Genomic DNA, 24,948 nt, shown 5'->3' with positions numbered 1-24,948 from the left:
TTGCGAGTGGAACACCCAGAAAACGGGTGTAAACGACGTGGCGATCTCCTGGCCTGCGGTGGCACCGTACAGACAACCCCGAGATAGCTTCACTGCGTTCGCTATGACACAAGGGGCGCTCGCTATGACGTAGGAGGCGCCGTAAAGAAAACCGAGATGGCCGCGTTAACGCCCCCCTACCACAAAGTGCGGGTTGAGCGTCTGTTCGGGTGTGGCATAACAAAGCGGCGCACCGTCGCGCTGCTCTACCCGGCCGTCGGCCTGCTCGACTACCGCTTGGGCGGCACCGTGGGGCAGGGCTCACGTCAAGCGATGCGTTTCTTTTTTTGTTACGTAGCAACCCCATTACGTGAATCAGTAAAGCGCTTTACTGATTCACGCAAGATTCAACGGAGCCACCACCCGACCAGAAAGAAAATAACTAAGCACTCAACCCATGATCACGCCCTGTCGCATCAGCGTATGTCCGGGTCTGAAGCGGTAACAACGCCTTGCGCAATGCGCCTGTTTTTTCACTCAAGCCCCACCGCTTGCTCGGTGAGTAGCGCCCCTGTGTGGGCTTTTCAACATGCCCAAATAGTCTTTCGTGAAACTGTCCGGTTAGCATTTGTAGATGGCGTGCCGTCTTGCGCTGACACACGGGATACTGGCTCAGAAGCTCCAAAACGCAAAGCATGCGTTGAAACTGCTGGCGATCTACCGTGCGCCACAGGTCTTCCAAGTCTTCCGATGTGGGGCAATAGCCACGGTACCATACGGCTTCCGCCAACTGCTTCACATCACTCACTGACCGATCAAAAGGCTGCTTTCCTGCACGGTACAGCCAACTATTGGAAGAAACAGCTGCCATATCTAACCTCCGTTGTGGTAATAGTCCAGCACCACTTTCACGTTGCCCCAAATAGGCAGGTGGTTGCCAACGTAGTAGTCAATCGCTTCCCGTGCCAGGCGCTCAAACTCCTCGACCTCGACGCCAGGCAACCGCAGCAACGCTTGAATATCGCTCTGATCACGATCACCAAACCGCCCAAGCTTCGAAATAGCCCTGCTACGTTCGGAATCAAAACCAAAAAAAAGAAGCACCGACCCGGCCGGTGCCCTGCCCCACGGTGCCGGTCAGGGCGGCCGTGAGGCGGGCTTGGTGGTGAACGAGCCATTGGCTCTGGTAAGCGGTTAACGTCAAAGGTAAGGCAGGTACAGACGTGGCGTCATCTAGGGGGGCGATGGCACCGGCCGGGTGTTGTAGGAGGCCGGTTCACCGGGCGATGCAGGCCTTGGCCTGCCGGTTTTGTGCACCTCGCCCGCCACGGTGTCATTGCGAGTGGAACACCCAGAAAACGGGTGTAAACGACGTGGCGATCTCGTACTTGCGGTGGCGTCGTAGAGAAACCCGAGATCACTTCGCAGGTTTACACCCGTCCTTTGGGTGCTCGTGATCACACGATTCAGGCTCCGTGGCCAAACCGGTCGCGCGGCCAAGCCGCCCTCCTACAAGGACGGAGTGCACAACACAGGTTTTCGTAGGAGGCCGGTTCACCGGGCGATGCAGGCCTTGGCCTGCCGGTTTTGTGCACCTCGCCCGCCACGGTGTCATTGCGAGTGGAACACCCAGAAAACGGGTGTAAACGACGTGGCGATCTCGTACTTGCGGTGGCGCCGTAAAGAAAACCGAGATGGCCGCGTTTACACCAGCTACACGGTGCTTCGTTTACACCCGCCCTTTGGGTGCTCGCCATGACGTAGTGGGTGTTCGCCATGACATAGTGCGTATGGCCCCCCTGAACGAAGGGGTGCCATCAATGGTCGATATATGATCCCAAACCCTTCAAAAAGTGAAAAACGTTCCAGGAGGACGTTCCTTATTAGCAACGCTGTTGAGGTAGTGCCATGCGGTCCAGAAGCATGTTGACGCGTTTAAACAGCGTCTGGGTGTTCGCCTTTGTGGCGCTGCTGATTGTGGTGCCTTTAAGCTATGCCGTGGTGCCGTTGCTGGCGGCGGCAACGCTGCTGGTGGGCCTGGCCCTGACATTGTGTAGGGCAGACTGGCGGCGGCTCGACCGCGACGATGGGCTGCTGTGCCTTGTGCTGCTGGCCTATGGCGGGCTGTGGCTGCTGGATGTGTGGCGCACGGGGCACTGGCCGGTGGGCGAAGGCAACCAGGGCGTACTGCTACCGCTGTGGCCCTTGCTGGCGGCGGCGCTGTTGGTCGGGTTACGCCTTCACTCGCCAAGCCCGCGGGTGCTGTGGTGGGCGGTAAGCTGCGGTGCGCTTGGTGCAGGCAGCATTGCGCTTTACGAGCGGCTGGTGCTGGGGCAAGCGCGTGCCAGCAACGGCATGAATGCCATTCCCTTCGGTGATCTTGCACTACTGTTGGGGGCGCTCTCGCTATTGGCGGCGCTGTGGAGCCAGAGCCAGAGCAGATCGCGCCATCGCGGCCTATTGGCCTGCGCATCGCTGGGGGCCTTGGCCGGTCTGCTGGGGTCGTTGCTTTCGGGAACACGGGGCGGCTGGATCGCAGCGCCGCTGTTGTTGCTGCTGGTGTATCGGGCGGCGCGCCGCCTGGTACCCACTGGCATGCGGCGCGGCATTGCCGCTGGGGTCATGGCGCTACTGCTGGCCATGATTCTGTTGCCGCAGAGCGGGGTGATGGAGCGGGTTAATCAGGCGGCCAACAGCCTTCAGCAGTATTCGCAGGGTGAGTCGCGCGGGACCTCGGTGGGCCTGAGGCTCGAGATGTGGCGAGCCGGTGGCATTTTGTTTATCGAGCGGCCGCTGACCGGCTGGGGAGAAGGCCGCCTAGAGGCGGCGCGCGATGCGCTGGTCGAGCAGGGGATTCTCCACCCGGGCATCAGCCGCTACGACCAGCTGCACAGTGACATGATCGACACGGCGGCGCGACGCGGACTGGTGGGCTTGACCGTGCTGCTACTGCTCTACGGCGTGCCGCTGTGGCTGTTCTGGCGGCGGCAGGCGGGCTCAGGCGCCGACCCGACGGTAAGCGTGCTGGCGACGGCCGGTATGATGGTACCCATCGCCTTCATCGACTTCGGCCTGACCCAGTCGATGCTGCGCGACGTGCGTGGCCTAAGCGGCTACCTTGGCCTGTGCGTGGTGTGTTGGGCAGCGCTGCGGCAAGCCGAGGAGCAGAGTGTCTACTAGCTGCATTGGCACCCACACCGGCAAAACCGAGATGGCCGCGCTTCGTTTACACCCGCCCTTTGGGTGCTCGCTATGACGTAGTGGGTGTGGTGCACGCTTCCTGCTACCTGTCATCGCGAGGAACGTAGTGACGTGGCGATCTCCTAGCTCGCGGTGGGCGAGGGTTCACGCGGATTTTGCTGAAAACGTTAACCCACCGGTTAAAGGGGGAGGTTTCCCGATGAGCCTTTTTGACGAACTCCAGACATCGCTGCAAGAAGCCGTCGAGATCAGACAAGGCAATGCCCGGCGGCCCGCATCACTCGCCACGAGGTTGCGGATGTGAAGGCAATCCGGGCAACGCTGCATGTCTCACAAGCCGAATTTGCGCATGCCATGGGAACCAGCGGTGATACTATCAAAAGCTGGGAAACCAGGCGTCGCAACCCCACCGGACTGGCGGCGAAGGTGCTCGCTACCCTGCGAGATAATCCGGCGCTTTTTAAGGAACTGGCCTCCCATTAAGCGTTTAACACGACTCCAGGAACGGGCGAAAGGCATGACGATCTCATGCCTGCGGTGGCGCTGTAGGGAAAAACTGAGATAGCTGCGCTTCGTTTACACCCGCCCTTTGGGTGCTCGCTATGACACGATTCAGGCTCCGTGGCCAAACCGGTCGCGCGGCACTTGCACCCGTTTTGTGGGTGAAGCCGCCCTCCTACAAGGGCGGAGTGCACAACACAGGTTTTCGTAGGAGGCCGGTTCACCGGGCGATGCAGGCCTTGGCCTGCCGGTTTTGTGCACCTCGCCCGCCACGGTGTCATCGCGAGGAATGTAACGACGTGGCGATCTCCTAACCCGCGGTGGCACTGTAGGCAAACCCTGAGATGGCCGCGCTTCGTTTACACCCGCCCTTTGGGTGCTCGCTATGACACGATTCAGGCTCCGTGGCCAAACCGGTCGCGCGGCCAAGCCGCCCTCCTACAAGGGCAAGGAGTGCACAACACAGGTTTTCGTAGGAGGCCGGTTCACCGGGCGATGCAGGCCTTGGCCTGCCGGTGGTGCTTCGCTCGCGATAAAAAACGCAGCGCCCGGGTGGGCGCTGCGTGGAGCGTAGTGGCCTGTGTCGTGCTTGGTCTTAGCTGAACGTTTGGCCGGAGACGCTGGGGTGGTACAGCGGCTGGACGCTGTTGCCGTCGGGGTCGAGGCAGTAGAAGCTGCGGCCGCCGTCGCCGTGGTCGTGGGGCTCACGGGATACCTTGATGCCCTGGGCGACGAGGTAGTCGTACCAGACGTCGACGTCTTCCTTGTTATCGACAATAAAGCCGAAGTGGTCCAGACGCTGCGGGTCGCCGCCGGTATCTTCTTTGGCGCGGGCCAGCGAGAAGTTGTCGTTGCCCAGCGTCAGGTAGACGAGGTTCTCGTGGGCGCGGCGCAAAAGCGACATGCCTAGAATCTCGGTGTAGAAGCGCTCGCTGGCTTCCAGATCCTGAACCTGCAGGGCGATATGGCGCATGCCGTTAAAGGCGGGTGGGCGTTGCATAAAAAACTCCTGATACAGTGAGTTGAAACAAACACGGGTTGTGATGGAAAATTGACGCTGTCAGAGCGGGTGGAAAATATTTCCACAAAGCTATTGCCCACGAGTATAACCGTCAACCCAAGGATCCGTCATGTACTGCATTATTGTCCAAACCCAGCTCAAGCCCGGCAAGCGCGAGGCCTTTTTGCGCGCTATGCTGCCCAACGCTGAAGCCTCGGTGCGCGAAGAGCCGGGCTGCTACGTGTTCGACGTGCTGGAGGACCAGGACAACCCAGACCTGTTCCACCTTTACGAAATCTACGCCAGCAAGGAGGCGCTTGCCGAGCACAAGACCACCGAGCACTACAAGGCAAGCCGCGCCGTGGTCACCGAGCTGATCGCCGAGCAAAACGTTATCAAGGCCGACGTGCTGGCGGCCAACCACGCTTCCAAGCGCTAGGCTTCCCACTTTTTCCGCTAACCACCGGCACTCCGGCACGCTTTGTTCGTGCCGTTTTTGCGGCTCGTGGTAAGCTTTTGCCCTTTGCTTAATGATACAAGGTTGTGACATGGACATTAGCGTTTTTGGTAGCGGCTACGTCGGGCTGGTCGCCGGCGCCTGCCTGGCCGACGTGGGCCATCAGGTTATTTGCATAGACGTTGATGCCGCGCGGATTGAGCGCCTCAAGGCGGGTGAGATTCCCATTTACGAGCCGGGGCTGAGCGAGCTGGTGAGCCAGAACGTGGCCGCCGGCCGGCTGCGCTTCACCACCGATACCGCCTTCGCGGTAACCCAAAGCGAAGTGCTGTTTATCGCCGTGGGCACGCCGCCGGACGAAGACGGCAGCGCCGATTTGCGCCACGTCTTGACGGTGGCCAAAAGCATCGGCGAGCACATGAACGACTACAAGCTCATCGTGGATAAATCGACCGTGCCGGTGGGCACCGCCGATAAGGTCAAGGCCACCATAGCGGGCGTACTCGCCGAGCGCAGCGACACTGCCTCCCGGACCCTTGCCTTTGACGTCTGCTCCAACCCCGAGTTTTTGAAAGAAGGTGCGGCGATTGAGGATTTCACCCGCGGCGCGCGGGTTATCGTGGGTACCGACAGCGACCACGTGGAAGAACGCATGCGCGCCTGCTACGCGCCGTATAACCGTAACCACGACAAGATGATATTCATGAGCGTGCGCGCCGCCGAGCTGACCAAGTACGCCGCCAACGCCATGCTGGCTACCAAGATCAGCTTTATGAATGAAATCGCCGGCCTGGCCGAACGGCTTGACGTGGATGTTGAAGAAGTCCGCCGCGGCATCGGCAGCGACCCGCGCATCGGCTATCACTTTATCTACCCCGGCTGCGGCTACGGCGGGTCGTGCTTTCCCAAGGATGTTCAGGCGCTGGAGCGCACCGCCCGCGAACACGGCTACCAGGCGGCGCTGTTAAGCGCGGTAGAACAGGTCAACTACGCCCAGAAGCGTACGCTGTTTGCCAAACTTAGCGCCGCACTGGGTGATGTTCGCGGCAAAACCATTGCCGTATGGGGGCTTTCGTTCAAGCCCGACACCGACGACATGCGCGAAGCGCCCAGCCGCGAGCTGATGGAAGCCCTGTGGCAGGCCGGCGCGCGCGTACAGGCCTTTGACCCTGAAGCCATGGGCGAATGCCGGCGTATCTACGGCGAGCGCGACGACCTGGTGCTAACCTTTGACCGCGTTCAGGCGGTGAAAGGCGCCGACGCGCTGGTCATCTGTACCGAGTGGAAGGCCTTTCGCAGCGTTGATCTGGCGTGGCTGGCCGGCGAGCTTAGCGATAAGCTGATCGTCGACGGGCGCAACCTGTATGATTTGGAAAGCGCCGCTCAGGCCGGCTTGCGCTATATCGGCGTGGGGCGCAATAATCTGGCTAACGTGGCAACCGCTTAGCGGTCGGCCGCGCCTTACTCCTCAGGAAACCTGCATCCATGTTTGCCCGCTTACAGCCGGCCACCTGGCTACCCGCAACGGTGTTGGGGCTGGGCCTTGGCTACACGCTAATAACCCTGACGCGCCTGCCCTGGTGGTCGCTTTTTTGCGTTGCCGCCTTAGCCGGGGTGCTAGGCGCGCGCAGGCATAGCGGCATGGCACTTGGCGGCTACCGCAAGGCGTGGCCGTGGTCGCTGGTGCCGCTCTGCCTTTGGGGGCTTTACGTGTATCTTGCCGACAGCTTCGGCAACGTCGACCTGGGCGCGGTGTTTTTCCATCTGCAGGCGGGCATTAAAGATCACGGCGGTAGCGAGCGCATCGTCGCGGCGGGGCTTTATACGCTTTCCATGCTGGGGCTATTGTACGCCTTTACCTGGCTGGTGCGCCGCGACTACCGTCTGCGCCGTATTGAGCCGCTAATTGCCGTTGCCCTGCTGATCAGCAACCCGTTGATTTTTGGCATTGGCCAGCGCAGCGCCGCCGTGGTTACCGATGACGGCGGCTGGCTTGACCGCCACTACCAAAAGCCCGTCATTCAGCCTCAGAAAAATCCGCCGAATCTGCTGGTGTTGTATTTGGAAAGTCTGGAGCGTACCTACGGCGAGCCGACGTTCGGCGATGCCTACGACGATTTGCGCGCGCTGGGCAAAAAAGGCGTGGTGTTTGAAGGCGTCGAGCAGATCAACAACACCGGCTGGACCATGGCCGGCATGATCGGCAGCCAGTGCGGCACGCCGTTAATGCCGGCCGGGCTGGTCCACGACCGCCAATTTGAGCCGCTTGCCGAGGTAGTGCCGGGCGTTGACTGCTTGGGCGACCTGCTCGCCGAGCAGGGTTACCGGCTAAGCTACCTGGGCGGCGCCAGCACGGCGTTTGCCGGCAAGGGGCGCTTCTACGAGGGCCACGGCTTTGACAACGTGCTGGGTCTGAATAAGCTAAAACCGCGCCTTGATAACCCCGACTACGTTAACGATTGGGGCCTTTACGACGACGCTCTTTACGATTTTACCGCCGACGAAATCAAGCGCCTGGAGGCCGCAGGTGACGGCCCCTGGGGCGTGGTCAACATCAGCCTTGCCGGTCACGCCCCGACCGGTTTTCCTGCCCAGAGCTGCCGCGAGCGCCAGGGCGAATGGGACGGCAAAGACATCCTCTACTCGGTGAAATGTTCGGCCTGGCTGGCCCGCAACCTGGTCGAACGGCTGGAGGACGACGGGCTGTTGGATAACACCCTGGTCGTTGTGGCAAGCGACCATCTTGCCATGCGCGTGTCGGTATGGGATGAGCTTACCAGCCTGCCCCGGGAAAACACCCTGATGCTGCTGGGCAACGGCCTTGAACCTCGGCGCATTTCGCGTCGCGCGTCCATCGTTGATCTGTTTCCCACGATTCTTGACGCCATGGGCTACCCGCCCCGCCAGCATAAAGCGGGGCTGGGCGTGTCGCTGCTGGAAAACTCCACGAGTACGCTGCTCGAGCGCTACGGCAAAGAAAAAATCAACGCCCGGCTGCTTGAAGACAACGCGCTGCAGCACCGGCTGTGGGAAGGCCTGGCACCCCAGCGCCGCGAGAATCAAGCCCCACTGCGCGACTAGCCGTTACTCGGCAGTACCGCCTATCGGTGTTATCACCGCCTCGTTGGCGGCGTCCTCGATCACCGCTCGGTAAACCCGCTCGGCGCTTAAGTGCTTCAGGCAGTTGGTATGCCCCAGCGGGCAGACGCGCTGGAAGCACGGCGAGCACCAAAGCGCCAGATAGTGAATGTGCGCGTTATCGGTTAGCGGCGGCGTGTAGGCCGGCGTTGAGGAGCCGTAAATCGCCTGCACCCGGGTGCCCACGGCGGCCGCCACGTGCATCAGGCCGGAGTCGTTGGTCACCACCTGGCCGCAGTCGGCCAGCAGGTCTACCGCGTCGGCAAGCGAGGTTGCCCCGCACAGGTTATGCGCGTGCGTAAGCGTTGCAACAATCTCTTCGCCCGCCGGGTGATCCTTGGGCCCGCCGAAGATGCGCACCTCAAAGCCGTCTTCGATCAGCCGCGCGGCCAGCTCGTGAAAGTAGCTCAGCGGCCACTGCTTGGCCGGCCCAAACTCCGCACCGGGCATCATGCCGATGGCCGGGCGCGCAGACAGCCCCAAGCGTTGGCAAAGACGACTGACCTGAGCATCCCCGCCGACCTCAAGGCGCGGCGTAGGAAGCTCAAAAGCGCCGCTAGCCGCTTCATCCGCGGGCAATCCCAACGAGACAAAACGCTTGACCGTTTGGTCGAGCACGCTTTTATCCAACGTCCGGCGCTCGGTTAAAAGACCGTAGCGCTGCTCGCCCAGAAATCCTACCCGTTCAGGGATACGCGCCAAAAACGGTACCAGTGCGGACTTCCACGAGCGCGGCAGCACAATCGCGCGGTCAAAACGCCCCTTAATGCGCCGCGCCAGCGCGAGCCGTTCCCCCCAGCCAAACTCGCCGTGGCCCACGGCCAGCGTCAGCACTTCGTCGACTTCGGGCATGCGCGCCAGGATGGGCTCTGACCACGCCGGCGCCACCACCCCAATGGTGGCGCCGGGATAACGCTTTTTCAGCGTGATGAACAGGCTTTGTGCCATCACCATGTCGCCCACCCAGGAGGGGCCAACCACCAGCAGGCGCTTTGCCGTATCAGCCATTCAGCCACTCCAGGTATGCCTTGACGCCTTCGGCCACGGTCTTGAACTCCACGTCGCAGCCCGTCTCGCGCAGGTGTTCGATATCCGCCCGGGTGTAACTCTGGTAACGGCCTTTGAGCTCGTCGGGGAAGTCGATGTAGTCGATCTGGCCGCGCCCGTAAAAGTCCGTGACCGCCTCGCCAATGGCCTTGAACGGCTCGGCCCGGCCGGTGCCCAGGTTGAAGATGCCCGAGCGCTCGGGGTGGTCCAGAAACCACAGGTTGACGTCCACCACGTCACCCACGTAGACGAAATCGCGGCTTTGCATCCCCGCTTCATAGCCGTCGTAGGCGCCAAACAGCTTGAGGTTTTCGCCGTTACGCACCTGCCGGTGGTTGTGGTAGGCCACGCTTGCCATCTTGTCCTTGTGCTGCTCGCGCGGGCCGTAGACGTTGAAGTAGCGAAAGCCCACCACCTGGGTGGTCAAATCGTGCCAGCGCTGGCGCACGTGCTGGTCAAACAAAAGCTTGGAGTAGCCGTAAACGTTGAGCGGCTTTTCAAATTCGGGGGCCTCCTTGAACACGCTGCTGCCGCCGTAGGTGGCCGCCGACGACGCGTACAAAAAGGCAATGCCGTGGTGGTCGCAGTAGTTCAGCAGCGTCTTGGAGTAGGCGTAGTTGTTTTGCAGCATGAAGCGCCCGTCCCACTCGGTGGTATCCGAGCAGGCGCCTTCGTGAAACACCGCCTCGATGCTCGGCAAATCATGCGGCTCGCCGCGCAGCGCTGCCTCAACGCTTTTTATAAAGTCGTCCTTGTCGCGGTAGTCGGCCAGCGTGCAGTCGGCCAGGTTGACGAACTTGGTGCCGTCGCGCAGGTCATCCACCACCATGATGTCGGTACGCCCGCGCGCGTTGAGCGCTTTTACAATATTGGCACCGATAAACCCGGCGCCGCCTGTGACGACAATCATGCGGTCTCCTCGTTATGTAGCGGCATTAAAGCCGTGCGCCTATATCCCCTCTGCCATGAATTGTATACTTGACGCCCTCTTAATTCATGGTCAACGGTGTGCTTCGATGAGTGTTTCAACCAATGGCTCGACACCCGACGTGTCGACGTTTCAAGGCTTAATCCTTGCCCTGCAGCAATATTGGGCCGAGCAGGGCTGCGTCGTGCTCCAGCCGCTGGATATGGAAGTCGGCGCGGGGACCTTCCACCCCGCCACCTTCCTGCGCTCCATCGGCCCGGAAAGCTGGAATGCCGCCTACGTCCAGCCGTCGCGCCGCCCCACCGACGGCCGCTACGGCGAGAACCCCAACCGCCTGCAGCACTACTACCAGTTTCAGGTGGTCATGAAGCCTTCACCCAGCCATTTTCAGGATTTATACCTGGGCTCGCTGGAGCACCTGGGGCTCGACCCGCTGGTCCACGACGTGCGCTTTGTCGAAGACAACTGGGAATCGCCCACGCTGGGGGCCTGGGGCCTGGGTTGGGAAATCTGGCTCAACGGCATGGAAGTCACCCAGTTTACCTACTTTCAGCAGGCAGGCGGGATTGAATGCTACCCCGTGACCGGCGAGCTGACCTACGGCCTTGAGCGCATCGCCATGTACCTGCAGGACGTCGATAGCGTCTACGACCTGGTCTGGGCGGTGGCTCCCGACGGCAGCAAGGTGACCTACGGCGACGTTTACCTGCAAAACGAGCGCGAGCAGTCCACCTACAACTTCGAGCACGCCGACGTCGACTACCTGTTCAAAGCCTTTGACCATCAGGAAGGCGAGTGCACCCGGCTGCTCGAGGTCGAGCTGCCGCTACCCGCCTACGAGCAGGTGCTCAAGGCCTCGCACACCTTCAACCTGCTGGATGCCCGCCATGCGATCTCGGTCACCGAACGCCAGCGCTTCATCCTGCGTGTGCGCACCCTGGCCCGCAACGTGGCCAGCGCGTATTTAGCCTCGCGCCGCGCCGCGGGCTTCCCGCTGGCGCCCGAGGCGCTGCGCACCGAACTCTTGGCCGATCAGGGAGACGTATAATGACCGTTGATACGCTGTTGCTCGAACTGGGCACCGAAGAGCTGCCGCCGATCGCCCTTGATGCGCTGTCGGACGCCTTTGCCGACGGCATCAAACGCGGCCTGGAAGCCGCCGACATCCCCTTTGCCGAGGTGATTGCGCTGGCTTCACCGCGCCGGCTGGCAGTGCAGGTCACCGAGCTTGCCGCCAAGCAGCCCGACCGCGAGGTTGAGCGCCGCGGCCCGGCCCTCGCCGCCGCTTACAAGGACGGCGCGCCGACCAAAGCCGCCGAAGGCTTCGCCCGCTCCTGTGGCGTAAGCGTCGAGGCGCTGATTGAGCTGGACACCGCCAAGGGCACCTGGCTGGGCTTTCGCGAGCAGCAGACTGGCGAGAGCATCAATGCGCTGCTGCCCGAGATTCTCGATAAAGCCATCGCCGCGCTGCCGGTGCCCAAGTACATGCGTTGGGGCGACTCACGCATCGAGTTTTCTCGCCCCGTCCACTGGCTGGTGGCGCTTTACGGCCGCGACGTTGTCCCCGCCCAAGCGCTGGGGCTAACGGCCGGCCGCACCACCTATGGCCACCGTTTTCACGCCCCCGATGCCATTGCGCTTGAGCACGCTGACGACTATCTGCGCGCGCTTGAAAACGCCTACGTGCTGGCCGACCGCCAGCGCCGCCGCGAGCGCATCCGCGAGCAGGTGCTGGCCGAGGCCGAAGTGAATGAGGCCACCGCGGTGATCGACGAGGCCCTTTTGACCGAAGTCAGCGGCCTGGTCGAGTGGCCGGTAGCGCTAACCGGCAGCTTCGATCCGCGTTTTCTTGAGGTGCCGGCGGAATGCCTGATTTCTTCAATGAAGGCCAACCAGAAGTACTTCCACCTGCTTGATGAAAACGGCAAGCTCGAGCCGCTGTTCATTACCGTGGCCAACATCGAAAGCCAGGATCCCGATCAGGTGATTGCCGGCAACGAGAAAGTCATCCGCCCGCGCCTGGCCGATGCGGTATTCTTTTTCGACACCGACCGCAAGCGCACGCTGGCTAGCCGCCTGCCCGCGCTAAACGACATGGTGTTTCAGCACAAGCTGGGCACGCTTGCCGATAAGGCACGCCGCAGCGCAGCGGTAGCCTCGTTTATCGCTGAGAAAATCGGCGGCGACGTGGCCCACGCCAAGCGCGCCACGCAGCTGGCCAAGTGCGACCTGGTCACCGAAATGGTGCAGGAGTTTGCCGAGCTGCAGGGCATCATGGGCCGCTACTACGCCGCCCGGGACGGCGAGGCGGAAAGCGTCGCCGTGGCGCTGGAAGAGCAGTACCTGCCACGTTTTGCCAGCGATGCCATTGCGCAAACGCCCACCGGCAAAGCGCTGGCACTGGCCGACCGGCTGGATACGCTGACGGGCATTTTCGGCATCGGCCAGCGCCCCACCGGCGCCAAGGATCCGTTTGCCCTGCGCCGTGCGTCCATCGCGGTGATCAACACGCTGGTCAAGGGCGAGTTGGATCTCGACCTGCGCGAGCTGTTGACCCTGGCCACCGAACAGCACAGCAACCTGCCCAAGGCCGATACGCTGGTCGACGACGTGCTCACCTACATGCTCGACCGTTTCCGCTCCTGGGGGCAGGACGACGGCATCAGCGCCGAGATGTATCTGGCCGTGCGCAAACGCCCAGTGACCAAGCCGCTGGATTTTGCCCGCCGCCTGCAGGCCGTCAAGGCATTCGCCCAGCGCGACGAAGCCGCTGCGTTGGCCGCTGCCAACAAGCGCGTGTCCAACATTCTGGCCAAGCAGGAGCACGATGGCTCGACTCTGGTCAACGCTGAGCTGCTCGGCGAAGACGCCGAAAAAACGCTGTATCAGGCGCTGGGTAACCGCCGCGAAAGCGTTGCCCCGCTGCTGGCCAGCGGCCACTATATGGAAGCGCTGGACGCGCTGGCGACGCTGCGCGAGCCGGTCGACAACTTCTTTGATCAGGTTATGGTGATGGCCGACGATGACGCCGTACGCCACAACCGTCTGGCGCTGCTGGCAAACCTTCAGGCGCTGTTCCTCGAAGTCGCCGATATCTCCGAACTGCCGCAGTAGTCGTTGCCACCGGGCAAAAGCCTGACGACACACCCAACAGTAAGCCCGGCGTTATGCCGGGCTTTTTTGTTTTTCGACATCATGTTTCACGTGAAACACTTTTGGATGCTTCCTTTTTATGACACAGAATCCTGACGCTCCACCGCCCCACTCTTCAGCCTGCCCCGACCGTCTTATCGTTCTCGACCGCGACGGCGTGATCAACCACGACTCCGACGCCTACGTGAAATCGCTGGCCGAGTTCATCCCCTACCCCAGCGCGATAGCCGCTATCGCGCGGCTATCGCGCGCCGGCTACGCCGTGGCGATAGCCACCAACCAGTCGGGTATCGCACGGGGCTACTTCAACGACGCGGCGCTCGAGCAAATGCACGCACACTTAACTGAACTGGTCGAGAACGCCGGCGGGCAGCTAAGCGGCATTGCCTACTGCCCCCACGGCCCCGAAGACGGCTGCGACTGCCGCAAACCGCTGCCGGGCCTGCTTTACCAAATACAGGATGCGTTGGCGCTACCCACGCTTTCAGGCAGCTGGATGGTCGGTGATAGCCTACGCGACCTTCAGGCCAGCGAAACCGCCGGCTGTCGATCGGTGCTAGTGCGCACTGGCAAAGGCAGCCGCACCGAAGAAAAACGCCAATACGCTGAGGACACTCCCGTGTTTGACGATCTTGCCGCGTTTGCCGATTGGTTATTGGCATAAAAAAAGCGCCGCTATGAAAGCGGCGCTTTTGCTTCGGGGCTCATCCCAAGCTGTTTATGCGGGCTGTTTATACGAACTGAGGAATTAATGTTTCACGTGAAACATTCTTCCAGTCCCAGCGCGTCAGCTCTATACGTCCAGGTTCGCGACCAGCGCGTTGGACTCGATAAAGTTACGCCGCGGCTCGACCTCATCGCCCATTAGGGTATTGAACATCATGTCGGCCGCCATGGCGTCTTCGATGGTAACGCGCAGCATGCGCCGGCTGTCCGGATCCATGGTGGTTTCCCACAGCTGGTCGGGGTTCATCTCACCCAGCCCCTTGTAACGCTGTACCGAAAGCCCCCGCTGGCCTTCCTGCATCAGCCAGGCAAGCACCTGAGCAAAGGTCGCCACCGGCTTTTTACGCTCACCGCGGGCAATGTAGGCGCCCTCTTCCAACAGGCCACCCAGCGTCTCGCCTAGCGCGGTAATGGCGCGGTAGTCGGCGCTTTCAAAGAAATCCAGCCCCCACACATAGCTCGTCGTCACCCCGTGGGCGACCAGCGACACCGCCGGCAGGTTGAGGCCGCGCTCGCCGTCTTCTTGCAGATAGAAGTGGTAGCGCGGCCCGCCTTCGTAGGCAATCTTGTCATCCATGAGCTTTTGTAGCTCGTCAATCCAGTTCTGCATGGTGCCGCGGTCTTTGAGGCACGCCTCACCGCTCAGCGCCGTGGTAAGCACCGTCTGCTCCAGCACTTCAAACGGGTAGATCCGCGACAACCGCTCGATACGGTTCATTACGCCACGGTATTGCGTCACCAGCGCTTCAAGCTGCGAGCCGCTAATGCCCGGCGCATCAGCGTTAACGTGAAGCTGCGCGCCGTCAAGCGCGGTAGTGGTCAGGTAGTCCACCATCGCCTGCTCGTCTTTCAGGTACAGCTCCTGCTTGCCGCGCTTGACCTTGTAAAGCGGCGGCTGGGCAATAAACACGTGGCCGCGCTCGATCAGCTCGACCATCTGGCGGAAGAAAAACGTCAGCAGCAGCGTACGAATATGCGAACCGTCCACATCGGCATCGGTCATGATGATGATCGAGTGATAGCGCAGCTTGTCGGGATTGAACTCTTCACGCCCGATACCGCAGCCCAGCGCGGTAATCAGCGTGCCGACCTCGGCCGACGACAACATCTTGTCAAAGCGCGCTTTTTCGACGTTCAAGATTTTTCCCTTGAGCGGCAGAATGGCCTGAATGCGCCGGTCACGCCCCTGCTTGGCGCTGCCGCCGGCCGAGTCACCCTCCACCAAGTACAGCTCGGAAAGGCTCGGGTCTTTCTCCTGGCAGTCGGCAAGCTTGCCGGGCAGCCCGGCGATATCCAGCGCGCCTTTGCGTCGCGTCATGTCGCGCGCCTTACGCGCCGCTTCCCGCGCGCGGGCCGCGTCCAGCATCTTGCCGACAATCGCCTTGGCCTCGTTGGGCTTCTCGATCAAATAATCAGAGAACAGACGCCCCATTTCCTGCTCAACGGCGGTCTTGACCTCGCTTGAAACCAGCTTTTCCTTGGTTTGCGAAGAAAACTTCGGATCCGGCACTTTCACCGAAACAATTGCCGTCAGCCCTTCCCGGGCGTCGTCACCGGCGGTACTCACCTTGGCTTTTTTCAACAGGCCTTGGGTTTCGATGTAATGGTTGAGCGTGCGCGTCAGCGATGCGCGAAAGCCCGCCAAGTGGGCGCCGCCGTCGCGCTGGGGAATATTGTTGGTATAGCAGAAGATGCTTTCGGTAAAGGTGTCGCACCACTGCATGGCCACTTCAACCTCGGTGCCGTCTTCACGCGCAGAAGTGAAGTGAAACACCGGGTTCAGCGTCGTCTTGTTGGTGTTGAGGTACTCAACAAAGGCCTTCAAACCGCCTTCGTAGTGAAACAGCTCTTCTTTACCGCTGCGCTCGTCCATCAGCCGAATGGCGACGCCCGAGTTGAGGAAAGACAGCTCACGAAGGCGCTTAGCCAAAATATCGTAATGGAACTCGATGCTGGTAAAGGTTTCCACCGACGGGCGAAAATGTACCTGGGTACCGCTTTTTTCGGTGGTACCCACTACGCCAAGCGGCGCCTTGGGAACGCCGTGGTTGTAGATCTGCTCAAACAGCTCGCCCTGACGCCAGATGGTCAGGCGCAGCTCTTCCGACAGCGCGTTGACCACCGACACCCCGACGCCGTGCAGGCCGCCGGAAACCTTATAGGAATTGTCGTCAAACTTACCGCCGGCGTGCAGCACGGTCATGATGACTTCGGCGGCAGAAACGCCCTCTTCCTCGTGAATCTCGGTGGGAACACCGCGGCCGTTATCGCTAACGGTGATTGATTCGTCAGGATGAATAATGACACGGATTTCGCTGCAGTGGCCGGCCAGGGCTTCATCGATGGAGTTATCCACCAGCTCGAAAACCATATGGTGCAGCCCGGTGCCGTCGTCGGTATCACCGATGTACATGCCTGGACGCTTGCGCACCGCGTCCAGCCCCTTGAGCACCTTGATGCTTGATGAATCGTAAGCCTGCTCGCTCATTGACCACTCCGTCGTGAAGTCTGTCTCGTTCCGTGCCGCCTAGCCTTCCACCAGCCGGCTTAATCCCGGCTGACCCGGCTCCCCTGAGCCTTTATGTTTCACGTGAAACATAGTGACGGGCGTGTCGGGAAGCCAGCGGTTGTGCAAGGCGTTCGGTTCAACGCTGGTAATAAATGCCTGGCACTGCATCGATTCAAGCAGCTCGCAGAAACGCTGTTGATGGTAGTCATCAAGCTCTGCGGGCAAGTCATCGATAAGATAAACGCAGTGCCGCCCTGCGGTGCCAGGTTCTAAAGTGCTTTCCAGAAACCGGCCCTGAGCCAGCTTTAGTGCACTGACTACCAGCTTCTGCTGGCCTCTGGAAAGAACCTCGATCGCCGGCTTTTTATTGACCCGGATGCGCAGGTCAGCACGCTGCGGCCCCTGCTGGGTAAACCCCATGTGTTCATCGCTCGCGCGTGCGGCACGCAGCACCTCGCTCAGCGAGCGCTTTTTATCCCAACCGCGAGCGTAGTGCAGGCTTAACCCTTCAAGCGGCAGTAGCGCGCTAAGGGTCTGCTCAAACACCGGTAAAAACGCGCTGAACCAGTCTCGGCGCAACTGATCAACCTGCTCGCCCCAGGTGGCCAGCTCGTGCTCCCACGCATCCAGTTGTTTAGCGTCTATTCTACCACGCCTGAGAAGGGCATTCCGATGTTTCAGCGCCCGGCGAGTACGCTTCCAGCCGGTAAGAAACTCATGTTTCACGTGAAACACTCCCCAGTCGAGAAATTCTCGCCGTCCTGCCGGTGAGCCTTCAAGCAGCCGAAAGGCATCGGGATTAATCAGCTGAAGCGGCAAGGCTTCCACCATGTCGGAAAGGCGCGCAGGCCGCTCGCCCCTCAAGCGCAGCTCCAGCTCACGCTCGTCTCTGAGCCGGCGCACGCCAAGCGTCGTGGCACTACCGCCGTGTTCGCCGGCCAGCCGCCCGAAAAGCGTCAGCTCGCCGGCATCGTGCTGGATCGCGTTTTTTATCTGGCGGGTGCGAAAAGAGCGCCCCATGCCCAAAATATGAATACCTTCCAGCAGGCTAGTCTTGCCGCTGCCGTTAGCACCGCTAATCAGATTGATACCCGCGCCGGGGTGCAGAGTAAACGGCTGTAGATTACGCAGCCCGTGAAAGCTTAGCTGTTCAATGCTCATTTTGGGGCGCTTTTGGATGTCCGATAAAAACACAAAGACGGCGCCCCCGGTAAAGAGACGCCGTCAGCGATCAGCAGTGAGGCGCTTTTATAGCCGCATGGGCATAACCACGTAAAGCGCATCGCCGCCGCCCGGCTCTTCCAGTAGCGCACTGCTGTTGGGGTCGGCCAGGGTCATCTGCACGCGGTCTTCGCCAAGTATGCTCATCACGTCAATCAGGTAGCCGACGTTGAAGCCCATTTCCATCGCCGGGCCGTCATACTCGACGGCAACGCTCGCTTCGGCTTCTTCATGCTCGAGGTTATTCGCCATCACCTTGAGGTTCCCGGGCTCTAGATACAGGCGTACGCCGCGGTACTTTTCGTTGGACAAGATCGCCGTGCGCGACAGCACCTGACGCAGCTCGGCGCGCTCGGCCAGCATCACTTTATCGCCATTACGCGGCACCACGCGCTCGTAGTCGGGAAATTTGCCGTCAATCAGCTTCGAGGTGAAGGTGAAGTCCCCGGTGTGGGCGCGCACATGGGTAGCGCCCAGCTTCAGGCTCACCGGCTCGTCGCTGTCGTCGAGCAGGCGGACAAGCTCTAATACGCCTTTACGCGGCACGATCAGCTTGTGCGGCTGCGCTACGTTAATGTCCACATCCCGGGAGCACATTGCCAGGCGGTGCCCATCCGTTGCCACGGTACGCAGTAGATTATGCTGTATTTCTAGCAGCATGCCGTTCAGGTAATAGCGCACGTCCTGCTGCGCCATGGCAAACGCGGTGCTTTCGATAAGGCGCTTAAGCGTGCCTCTCGGTACGCTCAATTCCTGGCCGGCGTCGGTGTCTTCAATACTGGGAAATTCGGCTGCCGGCAGCGACGCCAGCGTAAAGCTAGAGCGGCCACTTTTCAGCACCACGCGGCTTTCTTCCACCGCCAGCTGGATATCGGCCTGCTCGGGCAGCGACTTGCAGATATCCATCAGCTTGCGCGCCGGCACGGTGGCCGCGCCCTGCTGCTCAACGGCGTTTGCCACGGTGCGGCCAATCAGCTCCACCTCAAGGTCGGTGCCGGTCAGGGCGACCTGATCGCCGTCAACTTCAATCAGCACGTTGGCAAGCACCGGCAGCGTCTGGCGGCGCTCTACCACGCCGGCTACCAGCGTTAACGGCCGCAGCAGTGCTTCTCGGGAAATGGAAAATTTCATCAACACTCCGGTTTTGACTTGAGGGTTTTTATCCTGGGCGATAAGAGGAATTAACTGGTCAACAGGCGCAGCAGATTTTTGTAGTCTTCGCGGATATCGGCGCTCTCTTCCTGCAGCGATTTTATCTTACGGCAGGCGTGAAGCACCGTAGTGTGATCGCGCCCGCCAAAGGCATCGCCAATTTCAGGAAGACTATGGTTGGTCAGCTCTTTAGCCAACGCCATGGCCATCTGACGCGGGCGAGCCACCGAGCGCGAACGCCGCTTGGAAAGCAAATCCGACACCTTAATTTTATAGTACTCGGCCACCGTACGCTGGATGTTATCCACGCCCACCTGCTTATCCTGCAGGGCGAGCAGATCCTTCAGTGATTCGCGAATAAAGTCCGGGGTAATGGGTTTACCCATAAAATGTGAGTCGGCGATGACTTTTTTCAGTGCACCCTCAAGCTCGCGCACGTTAGAGCGAATTTTTTGCCCAATGAAAAAGGCCGCGTCGTGGGGCAGGTCTACTTTGGCCTGATCGGCCTTTTTCATCAAGATAGCTACCCGAGTTTCAAGCTCAGGCGGCTCGATGGCCACCGTTAACCCCCAGCCAAAACGCGATTTCAAGCGCTCTTCAACGCCGTTGATTTCCTTGGGGTAGCGATCAGAGGTCAGGATCATCTGCTGGCCGCCTTCAAGCAGCGCGTTGAACGTATGAAAGAACTCTTCCTGCGAACGCTCCTTACCGGCAAAAAACTGAATATCATCGATCAGCAGCGCATCAACGCTACGGTAAAAACGCTTGAAATCGTTGATGGCATTGAGCTGCAGGGCCTTGACCATGTCGGCAACGAAACGCTCGGAGTGCAGATATATCACCTGCGCATTTTCCCGGCGCTCTGCCAGGGCATTGCCAACGGCATGCATCAGGTGCGTTTTACCCAGCCCCACACCGCCGTACAAAAACAACGGATTATATGCCCCGCCGGGGTTTTCCGACACCTGACGCGACGCCGCCCGTGCCAACTGGTTGGACTTACCCTCGACAAAGGTATCAAAGGTGAAGTTCGGGTTAAGTCCACTGCCGTGTTTAAGACCACCTTCCACCTGTACCTGACGCTCGCCCTGACGATGCCCCGTTTGCTGGCTTAAGCGATTGATTTCACGATCATTACCATGATTACCCCGGGTCGATCCGCGCGGCGAGGTATGCACCGCCGGCGCGCGTTGCCCGGCAGGTGTGGCCGAGACCGGGTGCCCCAGATTACGCGTCTGCGGGGCAGCGGCGGCGGCGGTGCGACGGCTGCCCACGCTCAGGCTTACCTTGGGCGGTTTGGCGGGTGCCAGCTCGCGCATGAGCTCGCTGATTCGCCTGGCATATTTGTCGCTCACCCAGTCACGCACAAAGCGGTTCGGCGCGAGCAGGCAAAGCTCGTTGGCCTCGCCCTGTTCTGCCTGCAGCGGGCGTATCCAGGTGTTGAACTGCTGGGAGCTAAGCTCATCTTGCAAATAGTCCAGACACTGATGCCAAAGCGCGAGCGACACTCATTTCACCATCGGTTGAAAAAGGCCGGCCATTGTAGCGCCCAAAGCCCCTGTTATCCACACGCGAATGCGGCCTTTCCGGCCTGTGGACAAGTCTCTTGGAAACCGTGACACTACTGGGTGATAAACTGCGGACAACTTGGCAATTTCTCGACTTATCCTGAACCGTTCACCGCCTCATCACAGTTTTCGCGCTGCTTTTCCAACGCTTTTACACAGATTTTTTATGCCAATAACCCTTTGATTAAATTTGTTAAAATAAGCTTATCCACAATTATTATCCCCACCATTAATAACAGCATTAGTTATCTTATATAATAGTAACTATTGCACGGCATTGCGGGTGAATATTGGCTGAATCCAGCGGACGCTTTTCCGCCACGGCAGCTGCCGGCTGAACAATATCGGCAAGGAAAAATTGCACCTGGCGCAGGAAGGCTCTACAATTTCGGGTCTTGAATTGGATATCCCCGTTCGGTGACCTGCCGATACGGGTCTTCTAGTATTGACGTTCCGTCTTAAAACCACGTGGGAATAACGAGTTATGAAACGCACTTTTCAACCCAGCGTTCTCAAGCGCAAGCGCTCGCACGGCTTCCGTGCTCGTATGGCAACCAAAAGCGGCCGCGCCGTCATTACGCGTCGCCGTGCAAAAGGCCGCAAGCGTCTGAGCGCCTGATTTCAGATTGCGTGTGTCCCATCAAGGCTTTCCCCGGCCGCTACGTCTGCTAAGCGCCGGGGACTTCCGTTACGTCTTCGAACAGGCTGATCTCAAGATCCACGCCAAAGGTATGCTGGCGCTTGCGCGCTTCAATACCTGTGGTCATGCCCGGGTCGGACTGATTGTCGGTAAAAAAAACGTGAAGCTGGCCGTTCAGCGCAATCGCTTCAAGCGTCAGGCGCGTGAGTCTTTTCGGTTACGCCAGGAGCAACTGCCCACGGTTGATGTGGTCATACTTGCCCGGCGCGGCGTTCACGAGCTGGATAACGCCACGTTACAGCGCCAGCTACACGGGATGTGGAAACGGCTACAGCGCGATGCCTCACGGCACAGCCAAGCCGCCCCCACCCCGGCCGATACACGACGTGACGCTTGATGCCAACACCTCGCCGCTCGACCCCGGCCTGCCGTATGGCAGGCTTTCGTGTGTCATGAGTCGAGTAAAATGACACTGCGCCATTGCATGTTCATCACCCAGCGGGCAGAACCCTCATGGACGTTAAACGACTGATATTACTGGTTCCATTGGCAGTACTGGCGTATCTGCTAGTGGTTCAATGGAACCAGGATTACGGGCAAGCGGCTGAGCCCTCCCCTGCCGTTGAAAGCACTCAGCGCGATAGCGGCGCGGCTTCAACTGCCGACGCGGACGGTAATAGCCTCTCCGTTCCCAGCAGCACATCTCCAGCCAATGCCGGTAACGACAGCGGTCTGGCCGACGGTGCCGGCGATGGCAATAGCCAAGGCCGCGATTTTGTTGCCGTGACCACCGATGTGCTCGACGTGCGTATTGATCCACACGGCGGCGATATCGTCTACGCCGCCCTGCCAAAGCACAAGCAAGCCCTGGAGACCGACCGCAACTACGTCATGCTCTCCGACAATGGCGTGCGCAGCTATGTGGCACGCTCCGGCTTGCAGCTTGACGGCGAAGCCAGCCGTATCGCGTTCACGCCGGAAAACACCGAATATCACCTCAGCGAAGGTCAGGACAAACTTGACGTTGACCTGACCGCGGAGATCAACGGTGTCGAGGTGACCAAGCGACTAAGCTTTGAGCGCGACAACTATGCGATTAACGTCCGCTATCTGGTCGCCAACAACACCGCAGCGCCGGTCAGCGCGCGTTTTATCGGCCAGCTGGTCCGCGATGACAGCCCTGATCCTACCAGCGGCTCGGGCATGGGGATGCGCTCTTTCCTCGGGGCGGCCTATTCCACGCCGGAAAGCCGCTATGAAAAGGTCGACTTCGAGGATATCCAGGAAGGCAACGTAGCCAACCGCGAAGCGGAAGGCGGCTGGGTGGCCATTCTCCAGCACTACTTCGTTTCCGCCTGGGCACCGCCGCAAAACCAGAAGAACCTGTTCTACGCCACCACCGATTCCAAAGGTCGTAACGTGGCAGCGTTTGCCGGCCCCACGCAGAATATTGGCGCCGAAGATCAGTCCACGCTGAATGCTACGCTCTACGTGGGCCCCAAGGTTCAGGATCATCTGGAAGAAGTCGCCCCCAACCTGCGCCTGACCGTGGACTACGGCTGGCTGTGGTTTATCGCCAACCCGCTGTTCTGGCTGCTCGCCAAAATCCACAGCGTGATTGGCAACTGGGGCTGGTCGATCGTATTGCTCACCGTGCTGGTAAAAGCCGCGTTGTTCCCGCTGTCGGCCAAGGCCTACCGCTCGATGGGGCGGATGCGCAAGCTCGGTCCGGAAATGAAGCGGCTGAAAGAGCGCTTCGGCGACGATCGCCAGAAAATGTCCCAGGAGATGATGAAGTTCTACCAGAAGGAGAAGATCAATCCTCTGGGTGGCTGTCTGCCCATCGTGGTCCAGATGCCGGTCTTTATCGCGCTCTACTGGATGCTGATGGAGTCCGTGGAGCTGCGTCACTCGCCGTTCATGTTCTGGATTCAGGATCTGTCGATCAAGGATCCGTACTTCATTCTGCCGATCCTGATGGGCATTTCGATGTTCGTTCAGCAGCAGTTGAATCCCACGCCGCCGGACCCGATGCAGGCCAAGATCATGAAGATGCTACCCATCATCTTCACCTTCTTCTTCCTGTGGTTCCCGGCCGGTCTGGTGATCTACTGGGTGGTCAACAACTGTATTTCAATCACGCAGCAGTACTTTATTACGCGACAGATTGAGAACGATCCCAATATAGGCAAGGGTAAAGAAACCCGCTGACCACGCCGTATCTGCACTGCCCAAACCCTCGCTTAACGCGGGGGTTTGGCGTTTGGTAGGTAGGCTAAAATCATGAATACCACGAGGCGCGCCATGGCCAACGCACTTTATACCCCCGATACCATTGCCGCTCTGGCCACGCCGCCCGGGCGCGGCGGCGTCGGCATCATCCGCCTGTCGGGCCCTGACAGCCGTCGTATGGCAGCTGACATCGTCGGCCAGTGCCCGGCCCCGCGCTACGCCCACTATGGTCCTTTCTACGGGGGCGCCTTTCACGGCAAGAACGACATCATCGACGAAGGCATCGCGCTGTTTTTCAACGGCCCCTACTCGTTCACCGGCGAAGACGTGCTCGAGCTTCACGGCCACGGCGGGCCGGTGATCATGGACCTGCTGCTGGAACGCTGCATCACGCTGGGCGCGCGGCTGGCCCGCCCCGGCGAGTTCTCCGAGCGGGCGTTTCTCAACGACAAGCTCGACCTGGCCCAGGCCGAGGCAATTGCCGACCTGATCGACGCGACCTCGCGCTCGGCAGCAGAAAACGCCGTGCGCTCGTTGCAGGGCGAGTTTTCCCAGCGCGTGTCGCGGCTGGTCGAGCGGTTGATTGAGCTGCGCATTTACGTCGAAGCGGCGATCGATTTTCCCGAAGAAGAAATCGACTTTCTCGGCGACGGCAAGGTTGCCGCCATGCTCGGCGCCGTGACGGATGAGCTGGTTGAGGTGCGCGCCGCCGCCGGCCAGGGCGCGCTGATGCGCGAAGGCATGAACGTAGTGATTGCCGGGCGGCCCAATGCGGGCAAATCGAGCCTGCTCAACGCGCTGACCGAGCAGGATACCGCCATCGTTACCGAGATTGCCGGCACCACCCGGGACGTGCTGCGCGAGCATATTCACCTCGACGGCATGCCGCTCCACGTGATCGATACCGCGGGGCTGCGCGATACCCCCGACGCGGTGGAAAAAATCGGCGTGGCGCGCGCCTGGGCCGAAATCGAAACCGCCGACCGCGTGCTGCTGTTGGTCGACGCCGCCACCACCGCCGAAACCGACCCCCGCGCCATCTGGCCGGAGTTCGTCGATCGTCTGCCGGATATCAGCCGGCTGACGCTGGTGCGCAACAAAATCGACACCAACGAAGAAACGCCGGAAATAGACTTATCCACAGACCACCCTACCGTACGGCTATCGGCCAAAACCGGCGCGGGTGTGGATAACTTGAAAGACCATCTCAAGGACATCATGGGCTTCAGCGCCACCACCGAAGGGCGCTTTTCCGCCCGCAGGCGCCACCTCGACGCCCTCGACCGCGCCGCCGAGTCGCTGGATAACGGCCGCGCGCAGCTTTCCGGCTACGGCGCCGGCGAACTGCTCGCCGAAGACCTGCGCGACGCCCAGCAGCAGCTGGGTGAAATCACCGGAGAATTCAGCGCCGACGACCTGCTCGGCGAAATTTTCGGCAGCTTCTGTATTGGTAAGTGAGCAACCACTCGCCATGGCGGGAAAGGTGCCAGCGAGGC

Annotated in this window: 21 protein-coding genes; 12 read left to right on the top strand and 9 right to left on the bottom strand. The window is 60.4% G+C overall.

Annotated features, from left to right (window positions below; all coding sequences use genetic code 11):
• Positions 1–421: 421 nt before the first annotated feature.
• Both B5495_RS09745 and B5495_RS09740 read right to left on the bottom strand, forming a co-directional pair.
• The gene (locus B5495_RS09745) at positions 422–850 is read right to left on the bottom strand and encodes a hypothetical protein (protein ID WP_079553329.1); all 429 of its coding nucleotides are present in this window, start codon (positions 848–850) and stop codon (positions 422–424) included.
• A 2-nt stretch (positions 851–852) separates the two neighbouring features.
• Positions 853–1,083: a hypothetical protein gene (locus B5495_RS09740; RefSeq protein ID WP_197685616.1), complete on the bottom strand. Its 231-nt coding sequence runs from the start codon at positions 1,081–1,083 to the stop codon at positions 853–855.
• A gap of 819 nt (positions 1,084–1,902) precedes the next feature.
• On the opposite strand from B5495_RS09740, the gene B5495_RS09735 reads away from it, so the two are divergent.
• A complete protein-coding gene (locus B5495_RS09735; RefSeq protein ID WP_231897155.1) occupies positions 1,903–3,159 on the top strand; it encodes an O-antigen ligase family protein in 1,257 nt (418 codons plus the stop codon).
• A 321-nt stretch (positions 3,160–3,480) separates the two neighbouring features.
• Positions 3,481–3,663: a NadS family protein gene (gene nadS, locus B5495_RS15040; RefSeq protein ID WP_269457129.1), complete on the top strand. Its 183-nt coding sequence runs from the start codon at positions 3,481–3,483 to the stop codon at positions 3,661–3,663.
• Between the two features lie 613 nt (positions 3,664–4,276).
• Here nadS and B5495_RS09725 read toward each other — a convergent pair.
• Positions 4,277–4,681 (bottom strand): VOC family protein, encoded by a 405-nt coding sequence (locus tag B5495_RS09725; RefSeq protein WP_079553325.1) that lies wholly within the window; start codon positions 4,679–4,681, stop codon positions 4,277–4,279.
• A gap of 130 nt (positions 4,682–4,811) precedes the next feature.
• Here B5495_RS09725 and B5495_RS09720 point away from each other — a divergent pair, with 130 nt between their 5' ends.
• From B5495_RS09720 to B5495_RS09710, 3 genes are all read left to right on the top strand, one after another.
• Positions 4,812–5,120, top strand: coding sequence for a putative quinol monooxygenase (locus B5495_RS09720; protein WP_079553324.1), 309 nt, complete (start codon positions 4,812–4,814; stop codon positions 5,118–5,120).
• A 109-nt stretch (positions 5,121–5,229) separates the two neighbouring features.
• Positions 5,230–6,585 carry a UDP-glucose dehydrogenase family protein gene (locus B5495_RS09715; protein ID WP_079553322.1) on the top strand — a complete coding sequence of 452 codons (1,356 nt, stop codon included), beginning with the start codon at positions 5,230–5,232 and terminating at the stop codon, positions 6,583–6,585.
• A 38-nt stretch (positions 6,586–6,623) separates the two neighbouring features.
• Positions 6,624–8,219, top strand: coding sequence for a sulfatase-like hydrolase/transferase (locus B5495_RS09710; RefSeq protein ID WP_079553320.1), 1,596 nt, complete (start codon positions 6,624–6,626; stop codon positions 8,217–8,219).
• 3 nt (positions 8,220–8,222) lie between these two features.
• On the opposite strand, the gene waaF is transcribed toward B5495_RS09710, so the two are convergent.
• Together waaF and rfaD are read right to left on the bottom strand one after the other, a co-directional pair.
• Positions 8,223–9,284: a lipopolysaccharide heptosyltransferase II gene (waaF, locus tag B5495_RS09705; protein WP_079553318.1), complete on the bottom strand. Its 1,062-nt coding sequence runs from the start codon at positions 9,282–9,284 to the stop codon at positions 8,223–8,225.
• Positions 9,277–10,233: an ADP-glyceromanno-heptose 6-epimerase gene (gene rfaD, locus B5495_RS09700; protein ID WP_079553316.1), complete on the bottom strand. Its 957-nt coding sequence runs from the start codon at positions 10,231–10,233 to the stop codon at positions 9,277–9,279. The genes waaF and rfaD overlap by 8 nt, the downstream gene beginning before the upstream one ends.
• Before the next feature lie 106 nt (positions 10,234–10,339).
• On the opposite strand from rfaD, the gene glyQ reads away from it, so the two are divergent.
• From glyQ to gmhB, 3 genes are all read left to right on the top strand, one after another.
• Positions 10,340–11,299, top strand: coding sequence for a glycine--tRNA ligase subunit alpha (glyQ, locus tag B5495_RS09695; RefSeq protein ID WP_079553314.1), 960 nt, complete (start codon positions 10,340–10,342; stop codon positions 11,297–11,299).
• Positions 11,299–13,365 (top strand): glycine--tRNA ligase subunit beta, encoded by a 2,067-nt coding sequence (gene glyS, locus B5495_RS09690; protein ID WP_079553312.1) that lies wholly within the window; start codon positions 11,299–11,301, stop codon positions 13,363–13,365. Before glyQ ends, glyS begins: the two co-directional genes overlap by 1 nt.
• Positions 13,366–13,483: 118 nt before the next feature.
• Complete coding sequence (gene gmhB / locus B5495_RS09685; RefSeq protein WP_079553310.1) at positions 13,484–14,068, top strand: D-glycero-beta-D-manno-heptose 1,7-bisphosphate 7-phosphatase; 585 nt, start codon at positions 13,484–13,486, stop codon at positions 14,066–14,068.
• Positions 14,069–14,197: 129 nt separating this feature from the next.
• Here gmhB and gyrB read toward each other — a convergent pair whose 3' ends face one another.
• The 4 genes from gyrB to dnaA all read right to left on the bottom strand — a co-directional run bounded on the left by gyrB (position 14,198) and on the right by dnaA (position 20,520).
• Positions 14,198–16,618, bottom strand: a complete 2,421-nt coding sequence (gene gyrB, locus B5495_RS09680) for a DNA topoisomerase (ATP-hydrolyzing) subunit B (protein ID WP_079553308.1) — start codon at positions 16,616–16,618, stop codon at positions 14,198–14,200.
• 39 nt (positions 16,619–16,657) lie between these two features.
• Positions 16,658–17,800: a DNA replication/repair protein RecF gene (recF, locus tag B5495_RS09675; RefSeq protein WP_079553306.1), complete on the bottom strand. Its 1,143-nt coding sequence runs from the start codon at positions 17,798–17,800 to the stop codon at positions 16,658–16,660.
• Positions 17,801–17,887: 87 nt separating this feature from the next.
• On the bottom strand, positions 17,888–18,991 hold the full coding sequence (gene dnaN / locus B5495_RS09670) for a DNA polymerase III subunit beta (RefSeq protein WP_079553305.1): 1,104 nt from the start codon (positions 18,989–18,991) through the stop codon (positions 17,888–17,890).
• Positions 18,992–19,041: 50 nt separating this feature from the next.
• On the bottom strand, positions 19,042–20,520 hold the full coding sequence (gene dnaA, locus B5495_RS09665) for a chromosomal replication initiator protein DnaA (protein ID WP_079553303.1): 1,479 nt from the start codon (positions 20,518–20,520) through the stop codon (positions 19,042–19,044).
• 544 nt (positions 20,521–21,064) lie between these two features.
• Here dnaA and rpmH point away from each other — a divergent pair.
• The 4 genes from rpmH (at position 21,065) to mnmE (ending at position 24,910) form a co-directional block, all read left to right on the top strand.
• Complete coding sequence (rpmH, locus tag B5495_RS09660) at positions 21,065–21,199, top strand: 50S ribosomal protein L34 (RefSeq protein ID WP_079553301.1); 135 nt, start codon at positions 21,065–21,067, stop codon at positions 21,197–21,199.
• A 13-nt stretch (positions 21,200–21,212) separates the two neighbouring features.
• Entirely contained in the window at positions 21,213–21,617 is a 405-nt protein-coding gene (rnpA, locus tag B5495_RS09655; protein ID WP_079555026.1) for a ribonuclease P protein component, read from the top strand.
• A gap of 116 nt (positions 21,618–21,733) precedes the next feature.
• The gene (gene yidC / locus B5495_RS09650) at positions 21,734–23,431 is read left to right on the top strand and encodes a membrane protein insertase YidC (protein WP_079553299.1); all 1,698 of its coding nucleotides are present in this window, start codon (positions 21,734–21,736) and stop codon (positions 23,429–23,431) included.
• A gap of 93 nt (positions 23,432–23,524) precedes the next feature.
• Complete coding sequence (mnmE, locus tag B5495_RS09645) at positions 23,525–24,910, top strand: tRNA uridine-5-carboxymethylaminomethyl(34) synthesis GTPase MnmE (protein ID WP_079553297.1); 1,386 nt, start codon at positions 23,525–23,527, stop codon at positions 24,908–24,910.
• Positions 24,911–24,948 lie beyond the last annotated feature (38 nt).

This window comes from Vreelandella subglaciescola (genome assembly GCF_900142895.1).
Classification (GTDB): Bacteria; Pseudomonadota; Gammaproteobacteria; order Pseudomonadales; family Halomonadaceae; genus Vreelandella; species Vreelandella subglaciescola.
Note: the sequence above shows the minus strand (reverse complement) of the source record. Positions and strands in the feature narration are given on the sequence as shown.

Bases quoted from the DNA above. Each gene is read 5' to 3' on its own strand.
- B5495_RS09735 (WP_231897155.1), top strand. From the start codon at position 1,903: ATGTTGACGCGTTTAAACAGCGTCTGGGTGTTCGCCTTTGTGGCGCTG.
- glyS (WP_079553312.1), top strand. From the start codon at position 11,299: ATGACCGTTGATACGCTGTTGCTCGAACTGGGCACCGAAGAGCTGCCG.
- rpmH (WP_079553301.1), top strand. From the start codon at position 21,065: ATGAAACGCACTTTTCAACCCAGCGTTCTCAAGCGCAAGCGCTCGCAC.
- B5495_RS09720 (WP_079553324.1), top strand. From the start codon at position 4,812: ATGTACTGCATTATTGTCCAAACCCAGCTCAAGCCCGGCAAGCGCGAG.
- gmhB (WP_079553310.1), top strand. From the start codon at position 13,484: ATGACACAGAATCCTGACGCTCCACCGCCCCACTCTTCAGCCTGCCCC.
- yidC (WP_079553299.1), top strand. From the start codon at position 21,734: ATGGACGTTAAACGACTGATATTACTGGTTCCATTGGCAGTACTGGCG.
- B5495_RS09710 (WP_079553320.1), top strand. From the start codon at position 6,624: ATGTTTGCCCGCTTACAGCCGGCCACCTGGCTACCCGCAACGGTGTTG.
- B5495_RS09725 (WP_079553325.1), bottom strand. From the start codon at position 4,681: ATGCAACGCCCACCCGCCTTTAACGGCATGCGCCATATCGCCCTGCAG.
- dnaN (WP_079553305.1), bottom strand. From the start codon at position 18,991: ATGAAATTTTCCATTTCCCGAGAAGCACTGCTGCGGCCGTTAACGCTG.
- recF (WP_079553306.1), bottom strand. From the start codon at position 17,800: ATGAGCATTGAACAGCTAAGCTTTCACGGGCTGCGTAATCTACAGCCG.
- gyrB (WP_079553308.1), bottom strand. From the start codon at position 16,618: ATGAGCGAGCAGGCTTACGATTCATCAAGCATCAAGGTGCTCAAGGGG.
- glyQ (WP_079553314.1), top strand. From the start codon at position 10,340: ATGAGTGTTTCAACCAATGGCTCGACACCCGACGTGTCGACGTTTCAA.
- B5495_RS09715 (WP_079553322.1), top strand. From the start codon at position 5,230: ATGGACATTAGCGTTTTTGGTAGCGGCTACGTCGGGCTGGTCGCCGGC.
- waaF (WP_079553318.1), bottom strand. From the start codon at position 9,284: ATGGCTGATACGGCAAAGCGCCTGCTGGTGGTTGGCCCCTCCTGGGTG.
- rfaD (WP_079553316.1), bottom strand. From the start codon at position 10,233: ATGATTGTCGTCACAGGCGGCGCCGGGTTTATCGGTGCCAATATTGTA.
- mnmE (WP_079553297.1), top strand. From the start codon at position 23,525: ATGGCCAACGCACTTTATACCCCCGATACCATTGCCGCTCTGGCCACG.
- B5495_RS09745 (WP_079553329.1), bottom strand. From the start codon at position 850: ATGGCAGCTGTTTCTTCCAATAGTTGGCTGTACCGTGCAGGAAAGCAG.